Below are 15545 nucleotides of genomic sequence, written 5' to 3'. Positions count from 1 at the left end.
CTATAGCATACGGACCGAGCAGGCTTATAGCGATTGGGTGTGACGGTCCAGCAACACGTCTTCAGCGCGTCGCCACCTGCTGCTGCAGGATGCGATCCAGCTCGCTCTCGGATAAGGGACCGAGCCGGCGCAGCAGAACCTCACGCTGCGCACTGATCACCAGTGTATAGGGCAGACTCAGCACGGTGTTCCCGAGCTGCCCGGCAAGGTCGACGCCAGCTGCGTCACCGATCAGCAGCGGGTAGCCAACAGGATAGGTTTCGGCAAAAGCGCGTATATTGTCTTTGCTGTCGAGAGCAATGCCGACAAACTGCACACCTTGTGGCCGATAGCGACCCTGCAGTCGCGAAAACGCCGGCATTTCGTCCCGGCAAGGCGGGCACCAGGTAGCCCAGAAATTGACGACCAGCGTTTTTCCTTGCCAACGCGAAAACGGATAAGACTGCCCATGCACGTCTTCGAGACTGCTGGCAAACAGGCGTGCCAGCGCCTCGGTCGTCGCCGCTGGCCAGGCCTGCAGCGGCGGACCGGAACGTTGCGACGCGGTGTAGATTCCAGCCAGCAGGGCAGCGGCAAACAGGCCGATCAGCACCGCGTTTCTCATCTGTCGGGCATGCAGTTGGCCGCCAACAGCCTATTGACGGCGTCCAGTCGAGCGCGTTCCCGAATTCTTCCGTCATGCGTTTTGCAGCTGACGCGCTCCTCGTCACGCGGGTAGATGACGAGGTTGACCACTTCATCATGACCGAGAATCGTCAGCACGGCCTCAGCACGATCGGTGCGTGGCAGACGATGGCGAAATGCCATTCCCTCATTGAGCAGAAAGATTTCGACGTCCTTGGCACTGTCCGGGAACAACTGAATGTCGATCTCGGCATAACGGCCGGCGCTGCCATCGAGCACCGATCCGGTCAGATAGGGATTGAAGCGTTGCAAGATCGCCATCAGCGACGCCGCAGTGCGCAGCAAATGCAGACTTCTAGCCTGCTGTTCCTGGTTCTGGAACAGGCGCTGGTAGATCCGCAGCTCGGCCTCGACTTCGCTGTCGTCAGGCATGCCCACGCTCTCCGGCAAGCCCAGGTTGCGTGCCGCCTTGCGTTTCGCCAGAGTGAGATCACTGATACCGTCCTGGGCCATCAGACGGGCGGCGAGCGCAGCCACACGGCTGCGTTGCTGTGAATTGCGCTGGCGATCCTGTCGGCCGCTCATGGATGAATCCCGCAGTGGTCTGGCGATGGCAGGGGTCTGGTCAGGGCGCGCGAAATCTCGGGCAAGGGTACAATCGCGTCTCCTCAGCCTGATTTTAACTTGGATTCGGGACATGCATATTCATATCCTCGGCATTGGTGGCACTTTCATGGCAGGCCTTGCGCAGTTGGCGCGTGCCGCGGGGCATCACGTCACGGGCTGTGACAGCGGGGTTTACCCGCCAATGAGCACACAGCTTGAGGCTGCAGAAATCGAGATCATTGAAGGCTATGATAGCGCGCAAACGGCTTTCGAACCCGATTGTTACGTGGTCGGCAATGCCATTACGCGCGGCAACACCCTGCTCGAGGAAATTCTTGACCGTGGCCTGCCTTACCTTTCAGGCCCGCAGTGGCTGGCCGAGAATATTCTCAAGGGGCGCTGGGTGATGGCGGTGGCTGGAACGCACGGCAAGACGACGACTTCCGCGATGCTGGCGTGGGTCCTTGAGGACGCGGGACTGAGTCCAGGCTTCCTGGTCGGGGGGGTGCCGGTAAATTTCGGGGTTTCAGCGCGACTATCCGGCAGTAATACGGACGCGCCGTTTTTCGTGATCGAAGCCGACGAGTACGATACCGCTTTCTGCGACAAGCGCTCCAAATTCGTTCACTACCGCCCACGGACCGCCATCCTGAACAATCTCGAATTCGACCATGCCGACATCTTTGCTGATCTGGTGGCGATCGAGACGCAATTTCACCATTTCGTTCGTACTCTACCGCGCCATGGACTGCTGGTGTCAAACGCCGCCGACGACAACCTTGCGCGTGTCCTGGCCAAAGGCTGCTGGACGCCGGTCGAGCGCTTCAACGACACCACCGGCTGGCGCGCAGAAGGGAGCGATGTCGACGGGTCGCTGCGGCTGTTGCACGGCGACGAACTGGTGGGCAGTACGTATTGGAGCCTGACCGGAACGCACAACCGCAGCAACGCAGTCGCCGTCCTGCTTGCGGCCAGGCATGCCGGGGTACCTTTTGTCAGAAGCCTGGCGGCGCTGTCACGCTTCAAGAATGTCAAGCGTCGTCTGGAACTGCGGGGGGCGGCTGGAGGTGTCCACGTTTACGACGATTTTGCCCATCACCCGACGGCAATTGCGACGACGCTGGCAGGCCTGCGCAGCAAGATCGGCAGCGACCGCATTCTGGCGGTCCTGGAGCCACGCTCGAATACCATGAAGCTCGGGGTGATGAAGGCCTTGCTGCCTGCCAGCCTTGGCGACGCCGACCTGGTCTTCTGCTACGCCGCGAATCTCGGATGGAGCGCTGCCGAAGCACTCGCTCCGCTGGGCGATAGAGTAATCATCGACGATGATCTCGACCGCCTGGTGACACGCATTGCCAGCGCCGCATGCGCTGGCGACCAGGTGCTGGTGATGAGCAACGGCGACTTTGGCGGCATCCACGACAAACTGCTGGCAGCACTCGCCGCCGGGCCTCTCAACGCAGGAAATGGTCCGCCAGAAGGGCCGCGAACAGCAGAGTCAAGTAGATGATTGAATAGCGAAAAGTCAGCCTCGCCAGCTTGTCGCTGTAATCACGCCACAAGGTGACGCTGTAGACCAGGAAAATCACATCGAGGATCAGTGCGCTGGCCAGATACCAGGGGCCGCTCATTCCCAGGGTGTAGGGCAACACCGTTGCAGCGGTGAGCATGACCACGTACAGCAGGCTGTGCAGGCAAGTGAAGCGGATGCCATGGGTTACCGGCAGCATCGGCAGGCCCGACTTGGCGTAGTCGGCACAACGGTAACACGCGAGCGCCCAGAAATGGGGCGGCGTCCAGATGAAAATGATCAGGAAGAGGATCAGCGCCTCCGGACCCACCTGACCGGTGATCGCCGTCCAGCCCAGGAGCGGCGGCATGGCACCGGAAGCCCCCCCGATGACGATGTTCATCGGTGTTGCCGGCTTCAGCAGCACCGTATAAACCAGAGCGTAGCCGAGGAAGGTGGCCAGCGTCAGCCACATCGTCAGGGGATTGACAAAGCTGTGCAGGATCCACAATCCGAGGCCGCCGACGAGGGTCGCCAGGGTCAGGGTTTCCGTGGACGAGACTTCTCCACGCGCCGTCGGGCGCGCGCGCGTGCGCGCCATCAATGAATCAATATGCTTTTCGATCAGACAGTTGATCGCTGCCGCAGCACCGGCGACCAGCGCGATCCCCACTGACGCCGAGACAAAAAGCGCGAATGGCGGAAATGATGGCGTGGCGAGAAACATCCCGATCATGGCCGTAAATACGATCAGGCTGTTGACCCGCGGCTTGCACAACTCGAAGAAAGCCCCCAGGCGTTGTCCGGCCGAACGACGGGTGCTTGTGCTGATAGCGGCCATATCTTACTGTTTTCTCCGACCCCTGGTCTTTCGGCAGATCCCGCGATCCTTGGCGGGTCCCCCCTTGCATGTCCGGTCTGCCCGGCTAGGCTTTGTGATATCAGTTGAAAAAGTGGATGCCGATCAGGATGTAGTCGATGAACAGCAGAATGGCAAATGGTACCATTGCCCACAGCCACTGCACCGTTCCGGTCGGCCCTGCAAACTTTGCCGGCTGCTGGCCGGCACTCCTGCGGTGCTCGAACATCGAGTAGATCGTGATGCCAAGCACAACGACAAACAGCACGGTGATGATGATCATGAAATAGCTGTGTATCTGGAGCGTATGACGGCTGATCGCGCCCACAGGCATTGGGAAGTCCACGCCGTACTGGGCATGGGCAAGCGATGGAAGCAGCGCCACCGATAGTGGAACGCTCGCTCGTTGACAAAAACGATGAAGTGCCTTCAATTTGTCTCCTTATGATTCTTGTCGGGCCAGGCAGCCCCGAGGATTTGTCTCAGCTCTGCGGCAAGCACCCTTTTCTGCTCTTCCGTCAACATACGACCGAGTTCGACCTCCCGGCCATGCGAGCGGATCAGCAAGCGATGACTTCGTTGTCCCGGAGGCTTCAAATACTGCAGTTGCGCCCAGTATGGCCGAAACTCGTGACGCTCTGCCAGCGCGCCACGGCGGGTCTCGATCGTCAGTTGCCCTGACGCCAGCGCAATTCTCTCGAAATCTTCTGCCGTTTTCTCGCTACATCGCAACGCCCACCACAGCAGCGCAAGCTCGAAGCCGGTAAACGGCAGAATCGGCCAAGCGCCAAAATACGAAAAAACCAACGCGATCGTGCCCGAAACCACGGCCATGGCGACAAACACCCGCTTGCGCTCAGCCACCGAAAGTGAGTGGTTCGGGCGAACCACCCACGTCCGCCCTGCCCCTGTCCGGGTTGCAATCAGGCTCATCAATCCCCTCCTCAATGGCCAGCCTCCCCGAACAACCTGGCTGGACTTGATACAAATCAAGGTATCGGCCGCGAAATTCTAGCACGGGGCCACACTTTGTTGGCAACAGGTCGCCCAACATCATGTTCGCGGCTGCTCATGGCACATCGCAGCCAATGCGTCCTTTGACACTGCTCCCTAGCGCAGGCGCTCCCGCCAAACTGCGAAATCTGCGCCGTGGCTTCTGAAGAACGACATCCCTTCGGCACGAGAGCACGCTTTCGCTCACCGTGTCGTCGTTGATCACAATGTCATTGTTGTCTTCCTTGATTTTTTTAGCGGCCAATTGATCCATATCAATTATATTGTGATAGCCTTCGCGGCTGGTGAAAAACTGGAACGGGGCTCGCACGAGCCCTTTTTGGTCGATTTTTGAATGCGTCAATGCATTCGCCGATGCGGTTCCGCGTGGCAAATGCACTTGATGGGGAGAGGGAAAAGATGTCACGAGACTCAAACAAGAACCGCCACCTGAATCGTTTGCGACTGGCTAACGCCGGGCTGCTTGCTGGAATGTTCGGCATGCTCAGTGGCGCCGCGAACGCTGCCTGGCAACTCAATCTGCAAGAACCCGTGACCGCTGCAGCCAAGCGCGTCTACGACCTCCATACCCTGCTGACCTGGATAATCTTCATCATCTTTGCCGGAGTCTTTGCGGTTGTTGCCTATTCGCTGGTCTTTCACCGCAAGTCCAAGGGCCACCAGGCGGCTGACTTCCATGACAACACCACTGTGGAACTGGCCTGGACCATTGTTCCGGCGCTGATTCTGATCGCGATAGCCTTCCCGGCCACTTCTGCCCTGGTCAACATGCGTGACACCTCGCAGCCCGATCTGACAGTCAAGGTTACGGGGTACCAGTGGAAGTGGGGCTACGAATACCTCACCGGTGACGCTGCCGGAGTCAAATTCATGAGTGTGCTTTCCACTCCGCGCGACCAGATCGAAAACAAGGCCCCCAAGGGCGAGCACTATCTGCTGGAAGTCGATCGCCCACTGGTGGTACCGGTCGGAAAAAAGGTGCGCATTCTCACGACGGCGACCGACGTGATTCACAACTGGTCGGTTCCAGCCTTCGCCGTGAAGACCGACGCGGTTCCTGGTTTCCTGCGCGATACCTGGTTTCGTGCTGACAAGGAAGGCACTTACCGCGGCCAGTGTTCCGAACTCTGTGGCAAGGACCACGGCTTCATGCCGGTCGTGGTGGAAGTGGTCTCCGATGAAAAGTACGCCGCCTGGGTTGCCGATCAGAAGCAACAGATGGCTGCGGCAACGGACGATCCGAACAAGATCTGGAAGCTCGATGAACTGGTTGCCCGTGGCGAGAAGGTCTATACGGCCAACTGTGCTTCCTGCCACCAGGCGAACGGGCAGGGATTGCCGCCCGTGTTCCCCGCCCTGGACGGATCGAAGATTGTCAAGGGCCCGAAAGAAGGTCATCTCGACATCGTCATCAACGGCAAACCGGGCACTGCAATGGCGGCCTACGGCCCACAGTTGAGTGATACGGATATCGCGGCCGTTGTCGCCTACGAGCGGAACGCATGGACCAACAAACTCGGCGAAGTCATTCAACCCGCCGAAGTCAAGGCGCGTCGCGGTAAGTGATCGCGCTACCGGCCCTCAGGAGAAACTGATTATGCAAGCCACGCACACTGCCGGACATGCCGGCGATCATCATCATGACGACCACGCCCACTATCCGAGCGGCTGGAAGCGCTGGGTGACCACGACCAACCATAAGGACATCGGTTCGATGTACCTGTGGTTCAGCTTCGTGATGTTCCTTGTTGGCGGAGCGATGTCACTCATCATTCGCGCCGAACTGTTCTCCCCGGGACTGCAGTACGTGTCCCCGGAGTTCTACAATCAGATGCTGACTCTGCACGCCCTGATCATGGTCTTCGGCGCGATCATGCCGGCTTTCGTCGGCTTCGCCAACTGGATGATCCCGATGATGATTGGGGCCTCCGACATGGCATTCGCGCGGATGAACAACTGGAGTTTCTGGTTGCTGCCACCAGCCGCCATCCTTCTGACGGTGTCGATCTTCGTGCCCGGCGGCGCTGCCGGAACGGGTTGGACCCTCTACCCTCCACTGTCGGTACAGATGGGGATCGGGATGGACATGACCATCTTTGCCGTCCACATCCTTGGCATGTCGTCGATCATGGGTTCGATCAACATCGTCACTACCATTCTCAACCTGCGTGCACCCGGCATGACCCTGATGAAAATGCCGCTGTTCTGCTGGACGTGGCTGGTCACGGGTTTCCTGCTGATCGCGTCCATGCCGATCCTGGCTGGTGCGGTGACCATGCTCCTGACCGATCGTCATTTCGGGACCACTTTCTTCAATGCGGCCGGCGGTGGTGATCCGGTACTGTTCCAGCACATTTTCTGGTTTTTCGGCCACCCTGAAGTCTATATCATCGCCTTGCCCGCCTTCGGCGTCGTTTCCCATGTGATCCCGGCGTTCTCGCGCAAGCATCTGTTCGGCTATGCCTCGATGGTCTATGCAATTGCCGCGATTGGCCTGATCTCCTTCTTTGTCTGGGCGCACCACATGTATGTAACAGGCATCCCGCTCACGGGGCAACTCTACTTCATGTATGCGACGATGCTCATCGCCGTGCCAACAGGGGTGAAGGTCTTCAATTGGGTTACCACCATGTGGCGAGGGTCGTTGACCTTTGAAACCCCGATGTTGTTTGCGCTCGGCTTCCTCGTGCTGTTCACCATTGGCGGACTGACGGGCCTGGTACTGGCGATCACGGCGGTGGACATCCAGTTGCAAGATACCTATTACGTCGTAGCCCACTTCCACTATGTCATGGTCGCCGGAGCGCTTTTCTCCGCCTATGCCGGCCTCTATTTCTGGTTACCAAAGTGGACCGGTCACATGTACAACGAAGGTTTGGGGAAACTGCACTTCTGGCTGTCGATCATCTTCTTCAACATCGCCTTTTTCCCGCAACACTTCCTTGGTCTGGCGGGCATGCCGCGGCGGATTCCCGACTATTCGCAGCAGTTCGCGGACTTCAACGTAGTGTCCAGCGTTGGCGCCTTCGGCTTCGGTTTGAGCCAGTTGCTGGTCTTGATCGTCGTCTTCCAGGCCTTGAAGGGCGGCGCCAAGGCAGGAAGCCGGCCCTGGGATGGCGCACACGGACTGGAGTGGACGGTGCCCTCGCCTGCTCCGTACCATACGTTTGAAGATCCTCCGGCGTTCAATGTGGCTGAGGCACATACATGACCCGCGACCCGTCATCGCGAGAACAGGGCAGCCGCCGCATTGCAATCGGCCTCGCCCTGTTCGCAACCGCCGTCTTTCTTAGCTTCATCATCCGCCAATGGATCGCCAGCAGTTGAACCCTGAACCCGGCCCACTTGCAGCCACCGCTGCCAACACACGACCACAGGCAATCAGTAACGCCCGCATCGCTGCGGTCATGCTGACTGTAGTGGCCGGCAGCCTGCTGTTTGTCGCCGCGCAGCCGCGGCTATACCGGGCCTTTTGCGAATGGACCGGTCTGTACGACATTGACCGTGCGGAACAGGTTGCAATGCCATCGCTCCCGGGACGACCCGTGACGTTGGAGTTTGATGCCAACAGTCATGAGAGTGGGCTGCTCTTTCGTCCCCAAATGAACAGCCTCACGACCAAGACTGGCGAGATCGTACACGTGGTCTATCGGGTCGAAAATACGCGCAACAGCACGGTGATCGGACAGGCGGTTCCTAGCTATGGCCCGCAGCATGCAGGAAGCTATGTGAAGAAGCTGGAGTGCTTTTGCTTCAAGCAGCAAACGTTTGCTCCGCACGAGGTCCGCGAAATGAACGTCGTCTTCCTGCTTGATTCAAAACTGCCAGATGACGTTGGTACGGTCACACTTTCATATACTTTCTTCGAAGTACCCGTACCGTCGGGTGGCAGCGCGAATTCATCGCCAACACGCAAGGAAAACCGGACGTGAATGATGTGGTCGTGAATCCACAACAACAACCGAAGGGCGGGTTGTTTCGTACCATTCGTACGGTTGCTTGGGGGCTGTTGGGGATACGTGGGCACAAGCCGTACGCGCACGATGCGCCACCGCTGTCGCCGTTGAAGTTGTTGATCACAGCGCTCGCTTTCATGCTGGTATTTGTGCTTGCACTGGTCAGCGTGGCAATTTACATCAGTCGTCATTGATCGGACGCATGAGAAAAAAGTAACAGGACCATAACGACAAATATGATTTGGAGGGAATCAAGATGAGTTACCCCGCATCAGCTAGCCGCTATTTCGTTCCCGAGCCTTCGCACTGGCCGGTAGTTGGGTCGCTTGCGTTGCTCTTGCTGGCAACCGGCGCCATTCTGACGTTTAACTCGATTGCCTACGGCGGTTACTTTTTGCTCGGTGGGTCTGCCGTTCTGACGGTCATGCTGTTTGGCTGGTTTGGACGCGTGATTGGTGAATCGGAAGGCCAGCGCTATAACCTGCAGGTGGATCGTTCCTTCCGTTGGTCGATGGCCTGGTTTATCTTCTCAGAGGTGATGTTTTTCGCAGCCTTCTTTGGCGCGCTCTTCTATGTTCGCGTTCTGTCCATTCCTGACCTGGCCAGTGCCGAGCAGGCAGCGCTTTGGGAAGGCTTCAAGAATCAATGGCCAACAGCTGGTCCTGCGGCCAAGGATGCCTTCACACCGATGCATGCATGGGGCATCCCAGCGATCAATACCCTGCTGCTGCTGAGTTCGGGGGCAACGGTGACCTGGGCGCACTGGGGATTGGTTGCCAACAAGCGGCAGCAATTGATCATCGGCCTGTTCCTGACCGTGCTGCTTGGCCTGCTCTTCCTGGGCCTGCAGGTTTACGAATACCGTGAAGCCTATAGCCACTTCAACCTCAAGATGACCACAGGTGTGTACGGTTCAACCTTTTACATGTTGACCGGTTTCCACGGTTTTCATGTGACGCTCGGTGCGACAATGTTGATCGTGATCCTTTTGCGGGCAATGAAGGGACATTTCACTCCCGAGCGACACTTTGCCTTTGAAGCCGTTGCCTGGTACTGGCACTTTGTGGACGTCGTCTGGCTCGGCTTGTTCGTCGTCGTCTATTGGCTCTAACTCTTTCCAACTGACCCCGTGGCGCACCAAGCGGTGCGCCACGCTCGCTGCAATTACAGGCGGTCAACAATCCAGCCGAACCAGTGCGCGGCCATCAATAGTAGAAACAGTCCGAACGAAAGACCGACACGCAAGGATAGTGCCTTGACCGCTCTGTTCTTGTCTGGGCCGTGATCGCGATAGATATAGACCAGAGCGCTGCCGAGACTGGCGATGATCCCGACCAGCATCAGCATGACAAAGATGCGCATGGATTCTCCTTCTGAAATGCCACAGTCTACCCTAGTCTAGGACGCATGGTCCGCATACGACAACAACCTGAGCACAGCCGTTCTGCCGATGTCGATCTTCCCCTCCTCAAGCGCGCGCCTCTGCGCCTGCTGCTGATCATTTTGGTCGTTCTGACGTGCCTCGCCATGTCCCGCCTGCAACTCTGGCGTGCGGAGACTCGGGGCGAACGCTTCGCGCGCGAGCAGACCGCCCTCATCTCAACACCCATTATTTTGTCGGCTCAGCAGCGCGACCTCGAGAGTCTGATCGACAGGGCGGTGACCGCACGCGGTCACTGGCTTACAGAGAAAACGATTTTTCTGGATAACAAGATCTATCGCAGTCGCCCCGGCTATCATGTGCTCACGCCTTTACAATTGTCGGGTAGCCACTCCGTCGTATTGGTCAATCGCGGCTGGATCCCTGCACCGCGACTACGCTCCGAGGTTCCATCCATTGCCTCGCCGACAGGTGAAATCGAGATTACCGGAGTGGCTCACAACTTTGAAACCAGAATATTCGAATTGCAGAATACCTCGCCGGAAGGACCCGTCTGGCAACATGTACGGGAAGCAGATTATCGCCAGCTTAGTGGCTTGGACGCATTACCGGTGATTCTGATGCAAACGGCTGCGAACGGCGATGGTCTGGTCCGTGATTGGGCCACGCCCGACAATCCCGCGATCAAACACTATGGCTATGCGGCAATGTGGCTGGTATTCGCGCTCATGGCTGCAGTTTACGGCGTCCTTGCAAGGACAGTACAATGACCTCCGAGAAACAGGCGGGAGAGGATGTCCCTGTGAGCCAATCACTCGCCTCTGTTACCACAGCTTCGAACCCGACCAAGGGTCGATTGATACTGCTAGCGATCGTTGCGATAGGCGCGTTGCCGCTTCTTGCCGCGCTGTATTTTCGCTATGTCTCACCACCGGAGGTCAAGGCAACGGTTGGTCTGCCACTTGAGCCCGTAGCGCTCCCGTTTGAATTCCTGCGACGCTCCGATGGGAAGCAGCTGGAGCATCGAGAAGTCAGCGGCAAGTGGCTGGTGATTTTTGCGGCGCCCGGCGACTGCGATGCACGGTGCCAGCACACACTTTATCTGACGCGGCAGGCGCGCACCGCACAGGGACGCAATATGGAACGGATCGACCGCCTTTGGCTGATCACCGATGCCACGCCACCCGCCGCAACCCTGTTGGCGGCTCACCCTGACCTGGTTCTGGTTTACGCGACAGACGCCAAGCTGATGGACCTTCTTGGGGGACATCAAAGCCGCCATATCAATCTGGTAGACCGACGTGGCCTGGTGGTCTTTCGCTACCCTGACAATCCTGACCCCACGGCCTTCATCCGCGAACTCGGGAAACTGGTCAAGCTTTGACGACAGGAATGGCTTACCACTCCCTGCGCCTCGGGAGGCTCAGAACCAGATTCTCAGGTCAATCTTTTTCCACTAGGGAAGTCAAATTCGCCCGCATCTTCTGCATCGCCTTGACTTCGATCTGGCGAATTCGCTCGGCAGAGACGCCGAATTCCGCCGCAAGTTCGTGCAAGGTTGCCGAGTGGTCATCAGTCAGCCAACGCGCCTCGACAATGCGACGGCTACGCGGATCGAGAACGGCCAGCGCACTTTGCAGTCCATCATTCTGCAAGTACATACGCGCACGGGATTCAAGCACATGGAGTGGTTCACTCGAATGGTCGGAGAGATAGGCAATCGGAGCAAACGCGTCCTCATCGTCATTGTTGCCTTCCAGCGCCAGATCATGACCTGATAGTCGAGTGTCCATCTCGATCACCTCGTCCGGTTTGACGGACAAGCGATGCGCAATATCCGCCACCTGCAACGAACTAAGGCCCTCGCTATTCGCTTTCATGCCGCGCAGATTGAAGAACAGCTTGCGCTGCGCCTTGGTCGTTGCCACTTTGACCATCCGCCAGTTCTTCAAGACGTACTCATGAATCTCCGCCTTGATCCAGTGGATGGCGAACGAAACCAAGCGCACTCCGCGCTTAGGGTCGAAACGCTTCACCGCTTTCATCAGGCCGATATTACCTTCCTGAATCAGATCGGCGTGTGACAGGCCGTATCCGAGGTACCCGCGCGCGATGGCAATGACTAAACGGAGATGCGAAAGGATCAACTGCCGTGCCGCATCGAGATCTTCCTCCTCGCGAAAGCGGGTAGCCAGACGAAACTCTTCTTCCTCGCTGAGTAGCGGAAATTGCCTGACCGCCTGGATATAAGCATCAATGCTGCCGACTGCAGCAGCCGTCGGAAAAGCCAAGGCTTGCGTCATAGGATAATTCCTCCTTCACGTTACTGGTTATGGATTCTATTTTAGCACTCAATGCCTGAGAGTGCTAATTGACAGGATAGTTCGTCTGGCCCAATCCCTACACCAGAACTGCGGCGAAAAATTTTCCCCCTTTGCTGTAAGTAATTCCGCAGTGAAAACGTCTAAGCAATGTCAGAGAACTGGTTAAAGAACGGCCAGCTTTGACCCAATCCATCCAATGAAAGGAAAATCAAATGTCAAATCAACTGTCTGGTGTCGCTATCGCTGCTACTGCGGCAGCCCTTCTTGCCACTGGCAGCATCATGATGCCCAGCGTTCACGCCGCGGAAGGAGGCTCGGTACACTGTGCCGGCATCAATTCGTGCAAGGGTCATTCCGAATGCAAAACAGCCAAGAGCGAGTGCAAAGGAACGAATGCCTGCAAGGGCCAAGGCTGGGTAACCAAGGCCAGCGCCAAGGAATGCACCGATGCGGGCGGCAAGGTAGTCAAGTAAGCTGCTGCAATGCGGCGTGACCGGGCTGTGACCGGGCTGCCACCGGCCAACGGTCACGCCCCCGGTGCCAACCTGAAGGAGGGGCAATGCGCAAGACCCTTAACGGCTTCGGCCTAGGCCTTCGTACTGAACATTATCGGGATTTTGTCGAGTCTCCATGGCATGTGGACTGGCTTGAGATCATTTCCGAGAACTATCTCGTCGCGGGGGGTAAACCCCTTTACTATCTCGATCGCATCCGCCGCGACTATCCGATGGTGATGCACGGTGTTTCGCTCTCGATTGGCAGCTGCGATGCCCTTGATTCTGCGTACTTGCGGCAGTTGCGAGCGCTGGTCGACCGCGTTGAGCCTGCCTGGGTTTCGGACCATCTGTGCTGGACCGGAACCGGATCGTTGAACCTCCACGATCTGTTGCCACTGCCTTACACCGAGGCCACCCTGCGGCAACTCGAGCCACGCGTGGCACAGGTACAGGAGGCTCTCGGCCAACCACTATTGCTGGAGAACGTTTCCAGCTATGTACGCTACCGCGCCGACGAGATGAGCGAATGGGAGTTCATCCGCGAATTGGTCAGGCGTACTGGCTGTGAGTTGCTGCTCGACGTGAATAATGTTTACGTGAGCAGCGTCAATCACCATTTCAATCCGCACACCTTCATTGATGCCATGCCGCTTACTGCAGTTCGCCAGATCCATCTTGCCGGACACGAGGAGCATGGCAGTTACCTCATCGATACCCATGATCAACCGATTTGCGAGGCAGTCTTTGATTTGTACCTATATACAGTTAAACGACTTGGTTCGATACCAACGATGATCGAACGCGACGACAACATTCCACCACTCGCGGAACTCATCGCTGAACTCGACTGCGTTCGTGCGCTGGCACAGCGCATCCAGACCGAACAGGCAGCATGAGCACCCTGGCCGATTTGCAGCAGCGCTTCCAGCAGAGCATTCTGCGTGACCATTCCACTCCGGGCCTATTTGCTGCGGAGGGAGCGCTGCTGGCGGGAGGGGGAATGGGCGTTTACCTGCAGGCTTACCGTGCCCGCCTGACGGCGGCTCTGGGAGACAATTTCCTGGTTCTGCAGCGGGCACTCGGCGATGACGCCTTTGCTGTTCTGGCGCACGCGTATATCGATGCGCATCCATCGCATTTCCGTTCGATTCGCTGGTTCGGCCACAGGCTGGTGGAGTTTCTTGCTGCTGCCCCGGAACGTTTACCACATCCGGCGGTGCTTGACCTGGCACGGATGGACTGGGCAATGCGTACGGCCTTCGATGCTGCAGATGCCGCCGCCCTGACCGCCGACGATCTTGCTGCGTTGCAGCTTGAAGACTGGCCCCAACGGCGATTCACCCCCCTTCCCTCCTTGCAGATGATCGATCTGGCGTGGTGTGTCGAGCCGATCTGGAAAGCGCTCGATGCGGATGCCGCAACCACTAGCGAGGAACCGAAACCATTGGCACATGTACTGCTGATCTGGCGGCCGACGCTCGATTGCTGCTGGCGGTCTTCCGATACCTGCGAAGCAGCGGCCCTGCGGGCCTTGACCCAGGGGGCCAGTTTCGCCGACTGTTGTACGGTGATTGCCGAATCCGGAGTACCGGAACCGGCGCAGACGGCTGCCGCTTTTCTCCAGCGCTGGATCGCCGAGGGCCTTCTGGGTAAGGAATGAGCGGAACATGCCCATACTCCCGGGAAACCCCATGACGACGAGGTGTACGGACTGCGGCACCGCCTTTGTCTGCGGTGCGGTAGCCGGTCTCCCCAGTTGCTGGTGTATGAAAAAACCGACGCTCTCCCTCGAAGCGAGCGCGGCTGCCGCCGGCTGTTACTGCCCGGCCTGTCTGGAGCAACGGCTCAGCGCTCAGGCATCCGCTCCGGAAGCATGAGAATCGCGTCGCGGTTGCTCCACGAAAAACACTTCCCAGCCGCTTCGCGCCACGGCAACCAGCAGTAACGCAAGTGCTCTTCGACAGCAAGGGTGACCGGCTGTGCTGCCGGAAGCAGCAGAGAGAAGACATGCTCGGTATTGTGCAGGATACCCGGAGCATAACGATGGCGCCATTCGGCAAAAATCTCGTAGCGATTGCTGAGCTGCCAATCCACAAGGCCCTCGGCAAGTACCCTGATCCCGGTTTCCTCTCCGACTTCACGGACGGCAGTGGTCAACAATGGCTCGCCCTCTTCCTGGCTGCCAGTCACGGACTGCCAGTAGCCTGCATGGGCAGCGCGTTCGAGCAGCAGTACCTGCAAGTCCCGCGTATGGATCACCACCAGCACCGACACCGGCTGCTTGTATTGCTTCATGCCAGAATCGGGAGAGCCGCCAGTCCGTCAACACGAAGATCGTAAAATACCCACATTGGTAAATCCTGCAAGCGCCATTCGGCAATGGCCGCGGCAAACACCTCGTTTACCGCATGAAAAGACGCCGGATCCTGGGCTTGCAGGATTTCAGCCCGGGTGATGATCAGGACATAACCGGCGGCCTCAAACCACGAAAAATCGGTCAGACAATCCTTGAGGGCATCCAGGTTATGTCCGTACCACTCGGGCAAATCGAGATCTCGTCCGAGTGTCGAAAGTACGATGTCGATGCGGTCAGAGTCGTCAAAACTGATGTCAAAACAGGCGAAGCCGGCCGCTTCCGCAGCAGCTTTGACGACCCTGTGACCAGTCAAAGGCAGATGGTAAATACCGGCCTGTGTTGCATCCTCAAGCAGGTTCTGCAAGTCGTTCTGGCTCATGGCTATTCGCGTATGCGGCGGAAGCTGCGGTAATGATCA

23 protein-coding genes are annotated in these 15545 nt (G+C 58.0%); 13 read left to right on the top strand and 10 right to left on the bottom strand.

Going from position 1 to position 15545, the window contains the following annotated elements:
* Positions 1 to 61: 61 nt before the first annotated feature.
* Both CAPSK01_RS10050 and CAPSK01_RS10045 read right to left on the bottom strand, forming a co-directional pair.
* The gene (locus CAPSK01_RS10050; RefSeq protein ID WP_034925863.1) at positions 62 to 604 is read right to left on the bottom strand and encodes a TlpA disulfide reductase family protein; all 543 of its coding nucleotides are present in this window, start codon (positions 602 to 604) and stop codon (positions 62 to 64) included.
* Complete coding sequence (locus CAPSK01_RS10045) at positions 601 to 1209, bottom strand: hypothetical protein (protein WP_034925861.1); 609 nt, start codon at positions 1207 to 1209, stop codon at positions 601 to 603. Before CAPSK01_RS10045 ends, CAPSK01_RS10050 begins: the two co-directional genes overlap by 4 nt.
* Before the next feature lie 112 nt (positions 1210 to 1321).
* Here CAPSK01_RS10045 and mpl point away from each other — a divergent pair, with 112 nt between their 5' ends.
* The gene (gene mpl, locus CAPSK01_RS10040) at positions 1322 to 2740 is read left to right on the top strand and encodes a UDP-N-acetylmuramate:L-alanyl-gamma-D-glutamyl-meso-diaminopimelate ligase (protein ID WP_273703450.1); all 1419 of its coding nucleotides are present in this window, start codon (positions 1322 to 1324) and stop codon (positions 2738 to 2740) included.
* On the opposite strand, the gene cyoE is transcribed toward mpl, so the two are convergent.
* From cyoE to CAPSK01_RS10020, 4 genes are all read right to left on the bottom strand, one after another.
* Positions 2685 to 3581 carry a heme o synthase gene (cyoE, locus tag CAPSK01_RS10035; protein WP_034925858.1) on the bottom strand — a complete coding sequence of 299 codons (897 nt, stop codon included), beginning with the start codon at positions 3579 to 3581 and terminating at the stop codon, positions 2685 to 2687. The genes mpl and cyoE overlap by 56 nt on opposite strands.
* A gap of 100 nt (positions 3582 to 3681) precedes the next feature.
* The gene (locus CAPSK01_RS10030; RefSeq protein WP_034925857.1) at positions 3682 to 4032 is read right to left on the bottom strand and encodes a cytochrome c oxidase subunit II transmembrane domain-containing protein; all 351 of its coding nucleotides are present in this window, start codon (positions 4030 to 4032) and stop codon (positions 3682 to 3684) included.
* Positions 4029 to 4532: a DUF2244 domain-containing protein gene (locus tag CAPSK01_RS10025; protein WP_273703449.1), complete on the bottom strand. Its 504-nt coding sequence runs from the start codon at positions 4530 to 4532 to the stop codon at positions 4029 to 4031. Before CAPSK01_RS10025 ends, CAPSK01_RS10030 begins: the two co-directional genes overlap by 4 nt.
* Before the next feature lie 136 nt (positions 4533 to 4668).
* On the bottom strand, positions 4669 to 4956 hold the full coding sequence (locus CAPSK01_RS10020) for a hypothetical protein (protein ID WP_034925855.1): 288 nt from the start codon (positions 4954 to 4956) through the stop codon (positions 4669 to 4671).
* Positions 4957 to 5084: 128 nt separating this feature from the next.
* Here CAPSK01_RS10020 and coxB point away from each other — a divergent pair, with 128 nt between their 5' ends.
* The 6 genes from coxB to CAPSK01_RS09995 all read left to right on the top strand — a co-directional run bounded on the left by coxB (position 5085) and on the right by CAPSK01_RS09995 (position 9680).
* Positions 5085 to 6179 carry a cytochrome c oxidase subunit II gene (coxB, locus tag CAPSK01_RS10015; protein WP_273703471.1) on the top strand — a complete coding sequence of 365 codons (1095 nt, stop codon included), beginning with the start codon at positions 5085 to 5087 and terminating at the stop codon, positions 6177 to 6179.
* Positions 6180 to 6210: 31 nt separating this feature from the next.
* Complete coding sequence (ctaD, locus tag CAPSK01_RS10010) at positions 6211 to 7824, top strand: cytochrome c oxidase subunit I (RefSeq protein ID WP_034925853.1); 1614 nt, start codon at positions 6211 to 6213, stop codon at positions 7822 to 7824.
* Positions 7821 to 7940: a cytochrome oxidase small assembly protein gene (locus CAPSK01_RS22590; RefSeq protein ID WP_273703448.1), complete on the top strand. Its 120-nt coding sequence runs from the start codon at positions 7821 to 7823 to the stop codon at positions 7938 to 7940. The genes ctaD and CAPSK01_RS22590 overlap by 4 nt, the downstream gene beginning before the upstream one ends.
* Entirely contained in the window at positions 7922 to 8545 is a 624-nt protein-coding gene (locus CAPSK01_RS10005; RefSeq protein ID WP_273703447.1) for a cytochrome c oxidase assembly protein, read from the top strand. The genes CAPSK01_RS22590 and CAPSK01_RS10005 overlap by 19 nt, the downstream gene beginning before the upstream one ends.
* Positions 8542 to 8763 (top strand): DUF2970 domain-containing protein, encoded by a 222-nt coding sequence (locus CAPSK01_RS10000; RefSeq protein ID WP_034925851.1) that lies wholly within the window; start codon positions 8542 to 8544, stop codon positions 8761 to 8763. Before CAPSK01_RS10005 ends, CAPSK01_RS10000 begins: the two co-directional genes overlap by 4 nt.
* 62 nt (positions 8764 to 8825) lie before the next feature.
* Positions 8826 to 9680 (top strand): cytochrome c oxidase subunit 3, encoded by an 855-nt coding sequence (locus CAPSK01_RS09995; protein ID WP_034926055.1) that lies wholly within the window; start codon positions 8826 to 8828, stop codon positions 9678 to 9680.
* Positions 9681 to 9733: 53 nt separating this feature from the next.
* Here the strand turns inward: CAPSK01_RS09995 and CAPSK01_RS09990 are convergent, their stop codons facing one another.
* Positions 9734 to 9931: a twin transmembrane helix small protein gene (locus CAPSK01_RS09990; RefSeq protein WP_034925849.1), complete on the bottom strand. Its 198-nt coding sequence runs from the start codon at positions 9929 to 9931 to the stop codon at positions 9734 to 9736.
* A gap of 45 nt (positions 9932 to 9976) precedes the next feature.
* On the opposite strand from CAPSK01_RS09990, the gene CAPSK01_RS09985 reads away from it, so the two are divergent.
* Both CAPSK01_RS09985 and CAPSK01_RS09980 read left to right on the top strand, forming a co-directional pair.
* A complete protein-coding gene (locus CAPSK01_RS09985; RefSeq protein WP_273703446.1) occupies positions 9977 to 10720 on the top strand; it encodes an SURF1 family protein in 744 nt (247 codons plus the stop codon).
* Positions 10717 to 11334 (top strand): hypothetical protein, encoded by a 618-nt coding sequence (locus tag CAPSK01_RS09980; RefSeq protein WP_273703445.1) that lies wholly within the window; start codon positions 10717 to 10719, stop codon positions 11332 to 11334. Before CAPSK01_RS09985 ends, CAPSK01_RS09980 begins: the two co-directional genes overlap by 4 nt.
* A 58-nt stretch (positions 11335 to 11392) precedes the next feature.
* On the opposite strand, the gene rpoH is transcribed toward CAPSK01_RS09980, so the two are convergent.
* Positions 11393 to 12253: an RNA polymerase sigma factor RpoH gene (gene rpoH, locus CAPSK01_RS09975; protein WP_034925847.1), complete on the bottom strand. Its 861-nt coding sequence runs from the start codon at positions 12251 to 12253 to the stop codon at positions 11393 to 11395.
* Between the two features lie 233 nt (positions 12254 to 12486).
* Here rpoH and CAPSK01_RS09970 point away from each other — a divergent pair, with 233 nt between their 5' ends.
* The 4 genes from CAPSK01_RS09970 to CAPSK01_RS22585 all read left to right on the top strand — a co-directional run bounded on the left by CAPSK01_RS09970 (position 12487) and on the right by CAPSK01_RS22585 (position 14648).
* A complete protein-coding gene (locus tag CAPSK01_RS09970) occupies positions 12487 to 12747 on the top strand; it encodes a hypothetical protein (RefSeq protein ID WP_034925845.1) in 261 nt (86 codons plus the stop codon).
* Between the two features lie 86 nt (positions 12748 to 12833).
* Entirely contained in the window at positions 12834 to 13667 is an 834-nt protein-coding gene (locus CAPSK01_RS09965) for a DUF692 domain-containing protein (RefSeq protein ID WP_034925843.1), read from the top strand.
* Positions 13664 to 14431, top strand: a complete 768-nt coding sequence (locus CAPSK01_RS09960) for a DNA-binding domain-containing protein (RefSeq protein WP_034925841.1) — start codon at positions 13664 to 13666, stop codon at positions 14429 to 14431. Before CAPSK01_RS09965 ends, CAPSK01_RS09960 begins: the two co-directional genes overlap by 4 nt.
* Positions 14432 to 14438: 7 nt before the next feature.
* Positions 14439 to 14648 carry a cysteine-rich CWC family protein gene (locus tag CAPSK01_RS22585; RefSeq protein ID WP_337958566.1) on the top strand — a complete coding sequence of 70 codons (210 nt, stop codon included), beginning with the start codon at positions 14439 to 14441 and terminating at the stop codon, positions 14646 to 14648.
* Here CAPSK01_RS22585 and nudB read toward each other — a convergent pair.
* Both nudB and CAPSK01_RS22580 read right to left on the bottom strand, forming a co-directional pair.
* Complete coding sequence (gene nudB / locus CAPSK01_RS09955) at positions 14617 to 15066, bottom strand: dihydroneopterin triphosphate diphosphatase (RefSeq protein ID WP_034925839.1); 450 nt, start codon at positions 15064 to 15066, stop codon at positions 14617 to 14619. The genes CAPSK01_RS22585 and nudB overlap by 32 nt on opposite strands.
* Positions 15063 to 15506 carry a barstar family protein gene (locus tag CAPSK01_RS22580; protein WP_273703444.1) on the bottom strand — a complete coding sequence of 148 codons (444 nt, stop codon included), beginning with the start codon at positions 15504 to 15506 and terminating at the stop codon, positions 15063 to 15065. Before CAPSK01_RS22580 ends, nudB begins: the two co-directional genes overlap by 4 nt.
* Positions 15507 to 15545: the final 39 nt, after the last annotated feature.

Origin of the sequence: Candidatus Accumulibacter vicinus (genome assembly GCF_000584955.1) — a bacterium.
Lineage (GTDB): Bacteria > Pseudomonadota > Gammaproteobacteria > Burkholderiales > Rhodocyclaceae > Accumulibacter > Accumulibacter vicinus.
This window is presented reverse-complemented; position numbering and strand designations above follow the sequence as displayed.

Bases quoted from the DNA above. Each gene is read 5' to 3' on its own strand.
- CAPSK01_RS09990 (WP_034925849.1), bottom strand. From the start codon at position 9,931: ATGCGCATCTTTGTCATGCTGATGCTGGTCGGGATCATCGCCAGTCTC.
- mpl (WP_273703450.1), top strand. From the start codon at position 1,322: ATGCATATTCATATCCTCGGCATTGGTGGCACTTTCATGGCAGGCCTT.
- rpoH (WP_034925847.1), bottom strand. From the start codon at position 12,253: ATGACGCAAGCCTTGGCTTTTCCGACGGCTGCTGCAGTCGGCAGCATT.
- CAPSK01_RS10045 (WP_034925861.1), bottom strand. From the start codon at position 1,209: ATGAGCGGCCGACAGGATCGCCAGCGCAATTCACAGCAACGCAGCCGT.
- CAPSK01_RS10025 (WP_273703449.1), bottom strand. From the start codon at position 4,532: ATGAGCCTGATTGCAACCCGGACAGGGGCAGGGCGGACGTGGGTGGTT.
- CAPSK01_RS10050 (WP_034925863.1), bottom strand. From the start codon at position 604: ATGAGAAACGCGGTGCTGATCGGCCTGTTTGCCGCTGCCCTGCTGGCT.
- CAPSK01_RS22590 (WP_273703448.1), top strand. From the start codon at position 7,821: ATGACCCGCGACCCGTCATCGCGAGAACAGGGCAGCCGCCGCATTGCA.
- coxB (WP_273703471.1), top strand. From the start codon at position 5,085: ATGTTCGGCATGCTCAGTGGCGCCGCGAACGCTGCCTGGCAACTCAAT.
- cyoE (WP_034925858.1), bottom strand. From the start codon at position 3,581: ATGGCCGCTATCAGCACAAGCACCCGTCGTTCGGCCGGACAACGCCTG.
- CAPSK01_RS09965 (WP_034925843.1), top strand. From the start codon at position 12,834: ATGCGCAAGACCCTTAACGGCTTCGGCCTAGGCCTTCGTACTGAACAT.
- CAPSK01_RS09970 (WP_034925845.1), top strand. From the start codon at position 12,487: ATGTCAAATCAACTGTCTGGTGTCGCTATCGCTGCTACTGCGGCAGCC.
- CAPSK01_RS09985 (WP_273703446.1), top strand. From the start codon at position 9,977: ATGGTCCGCATACGACAACAACCTGAGCACAGCCGTTCTGCCGATGTC.
- CAPSK01_RS09995 (WP_034926055.1), top strand. From the start codon at position 8,826: ATGAGTTACCCCGCATCAGCTAGCCGCTATTTCGTTCCCGAGCCTTCG.
- CAPSK01_RS09960 (WP_034925841.1), top strand. From the start codon at position 13,664: ATGAGCACCCTGGCCGATTTGCAGCAGCGCTTCCAGCAGAGCATTCTG.
- CAPSK01_RS22585 (WP_337958566.1), top strand. From the start codon at position 14,439: ATGCCCATACTCCCGGGAAACCCCATGACGACGAGGTGTACGGACTGC.
- CAPSK01_RS22580 (WP_273703444.1), bottom strand. From the start codon at position 15,506: ATGAGCCAGAACGACTTGCAGAACCTGCTTGAGGATGCAACACAGGCC.
- ctaD (WP_034925853.1), top strand. From the start codon at position 6,211: ATGCAAGCCACGCACACTGCCGGACATGCCGGCGATCATCATCATGAC.
- nudB (WP_034925839.1), bottom strand. From the start codon at position 15,066: ATGAAGCAATACAAGCAGCCGGTGTCGGTGCTGGTGGTGATCCATACG.
- CAPSK01_RS09980 (WP_273703445.1), top strand. From the start codon at position 10,717: ATGACCTCCGAGAAACAGGCGGGAGAGGATGTCCCTGTGAGCCAATCA.
- CAPSK01_RS10005 (WP_273703447.1), top strand. From the start codon at position 7,922: ATGGATCGCCAGCAGTTGAACCCTGAACCCGGCCCACTTGCAGCCACC.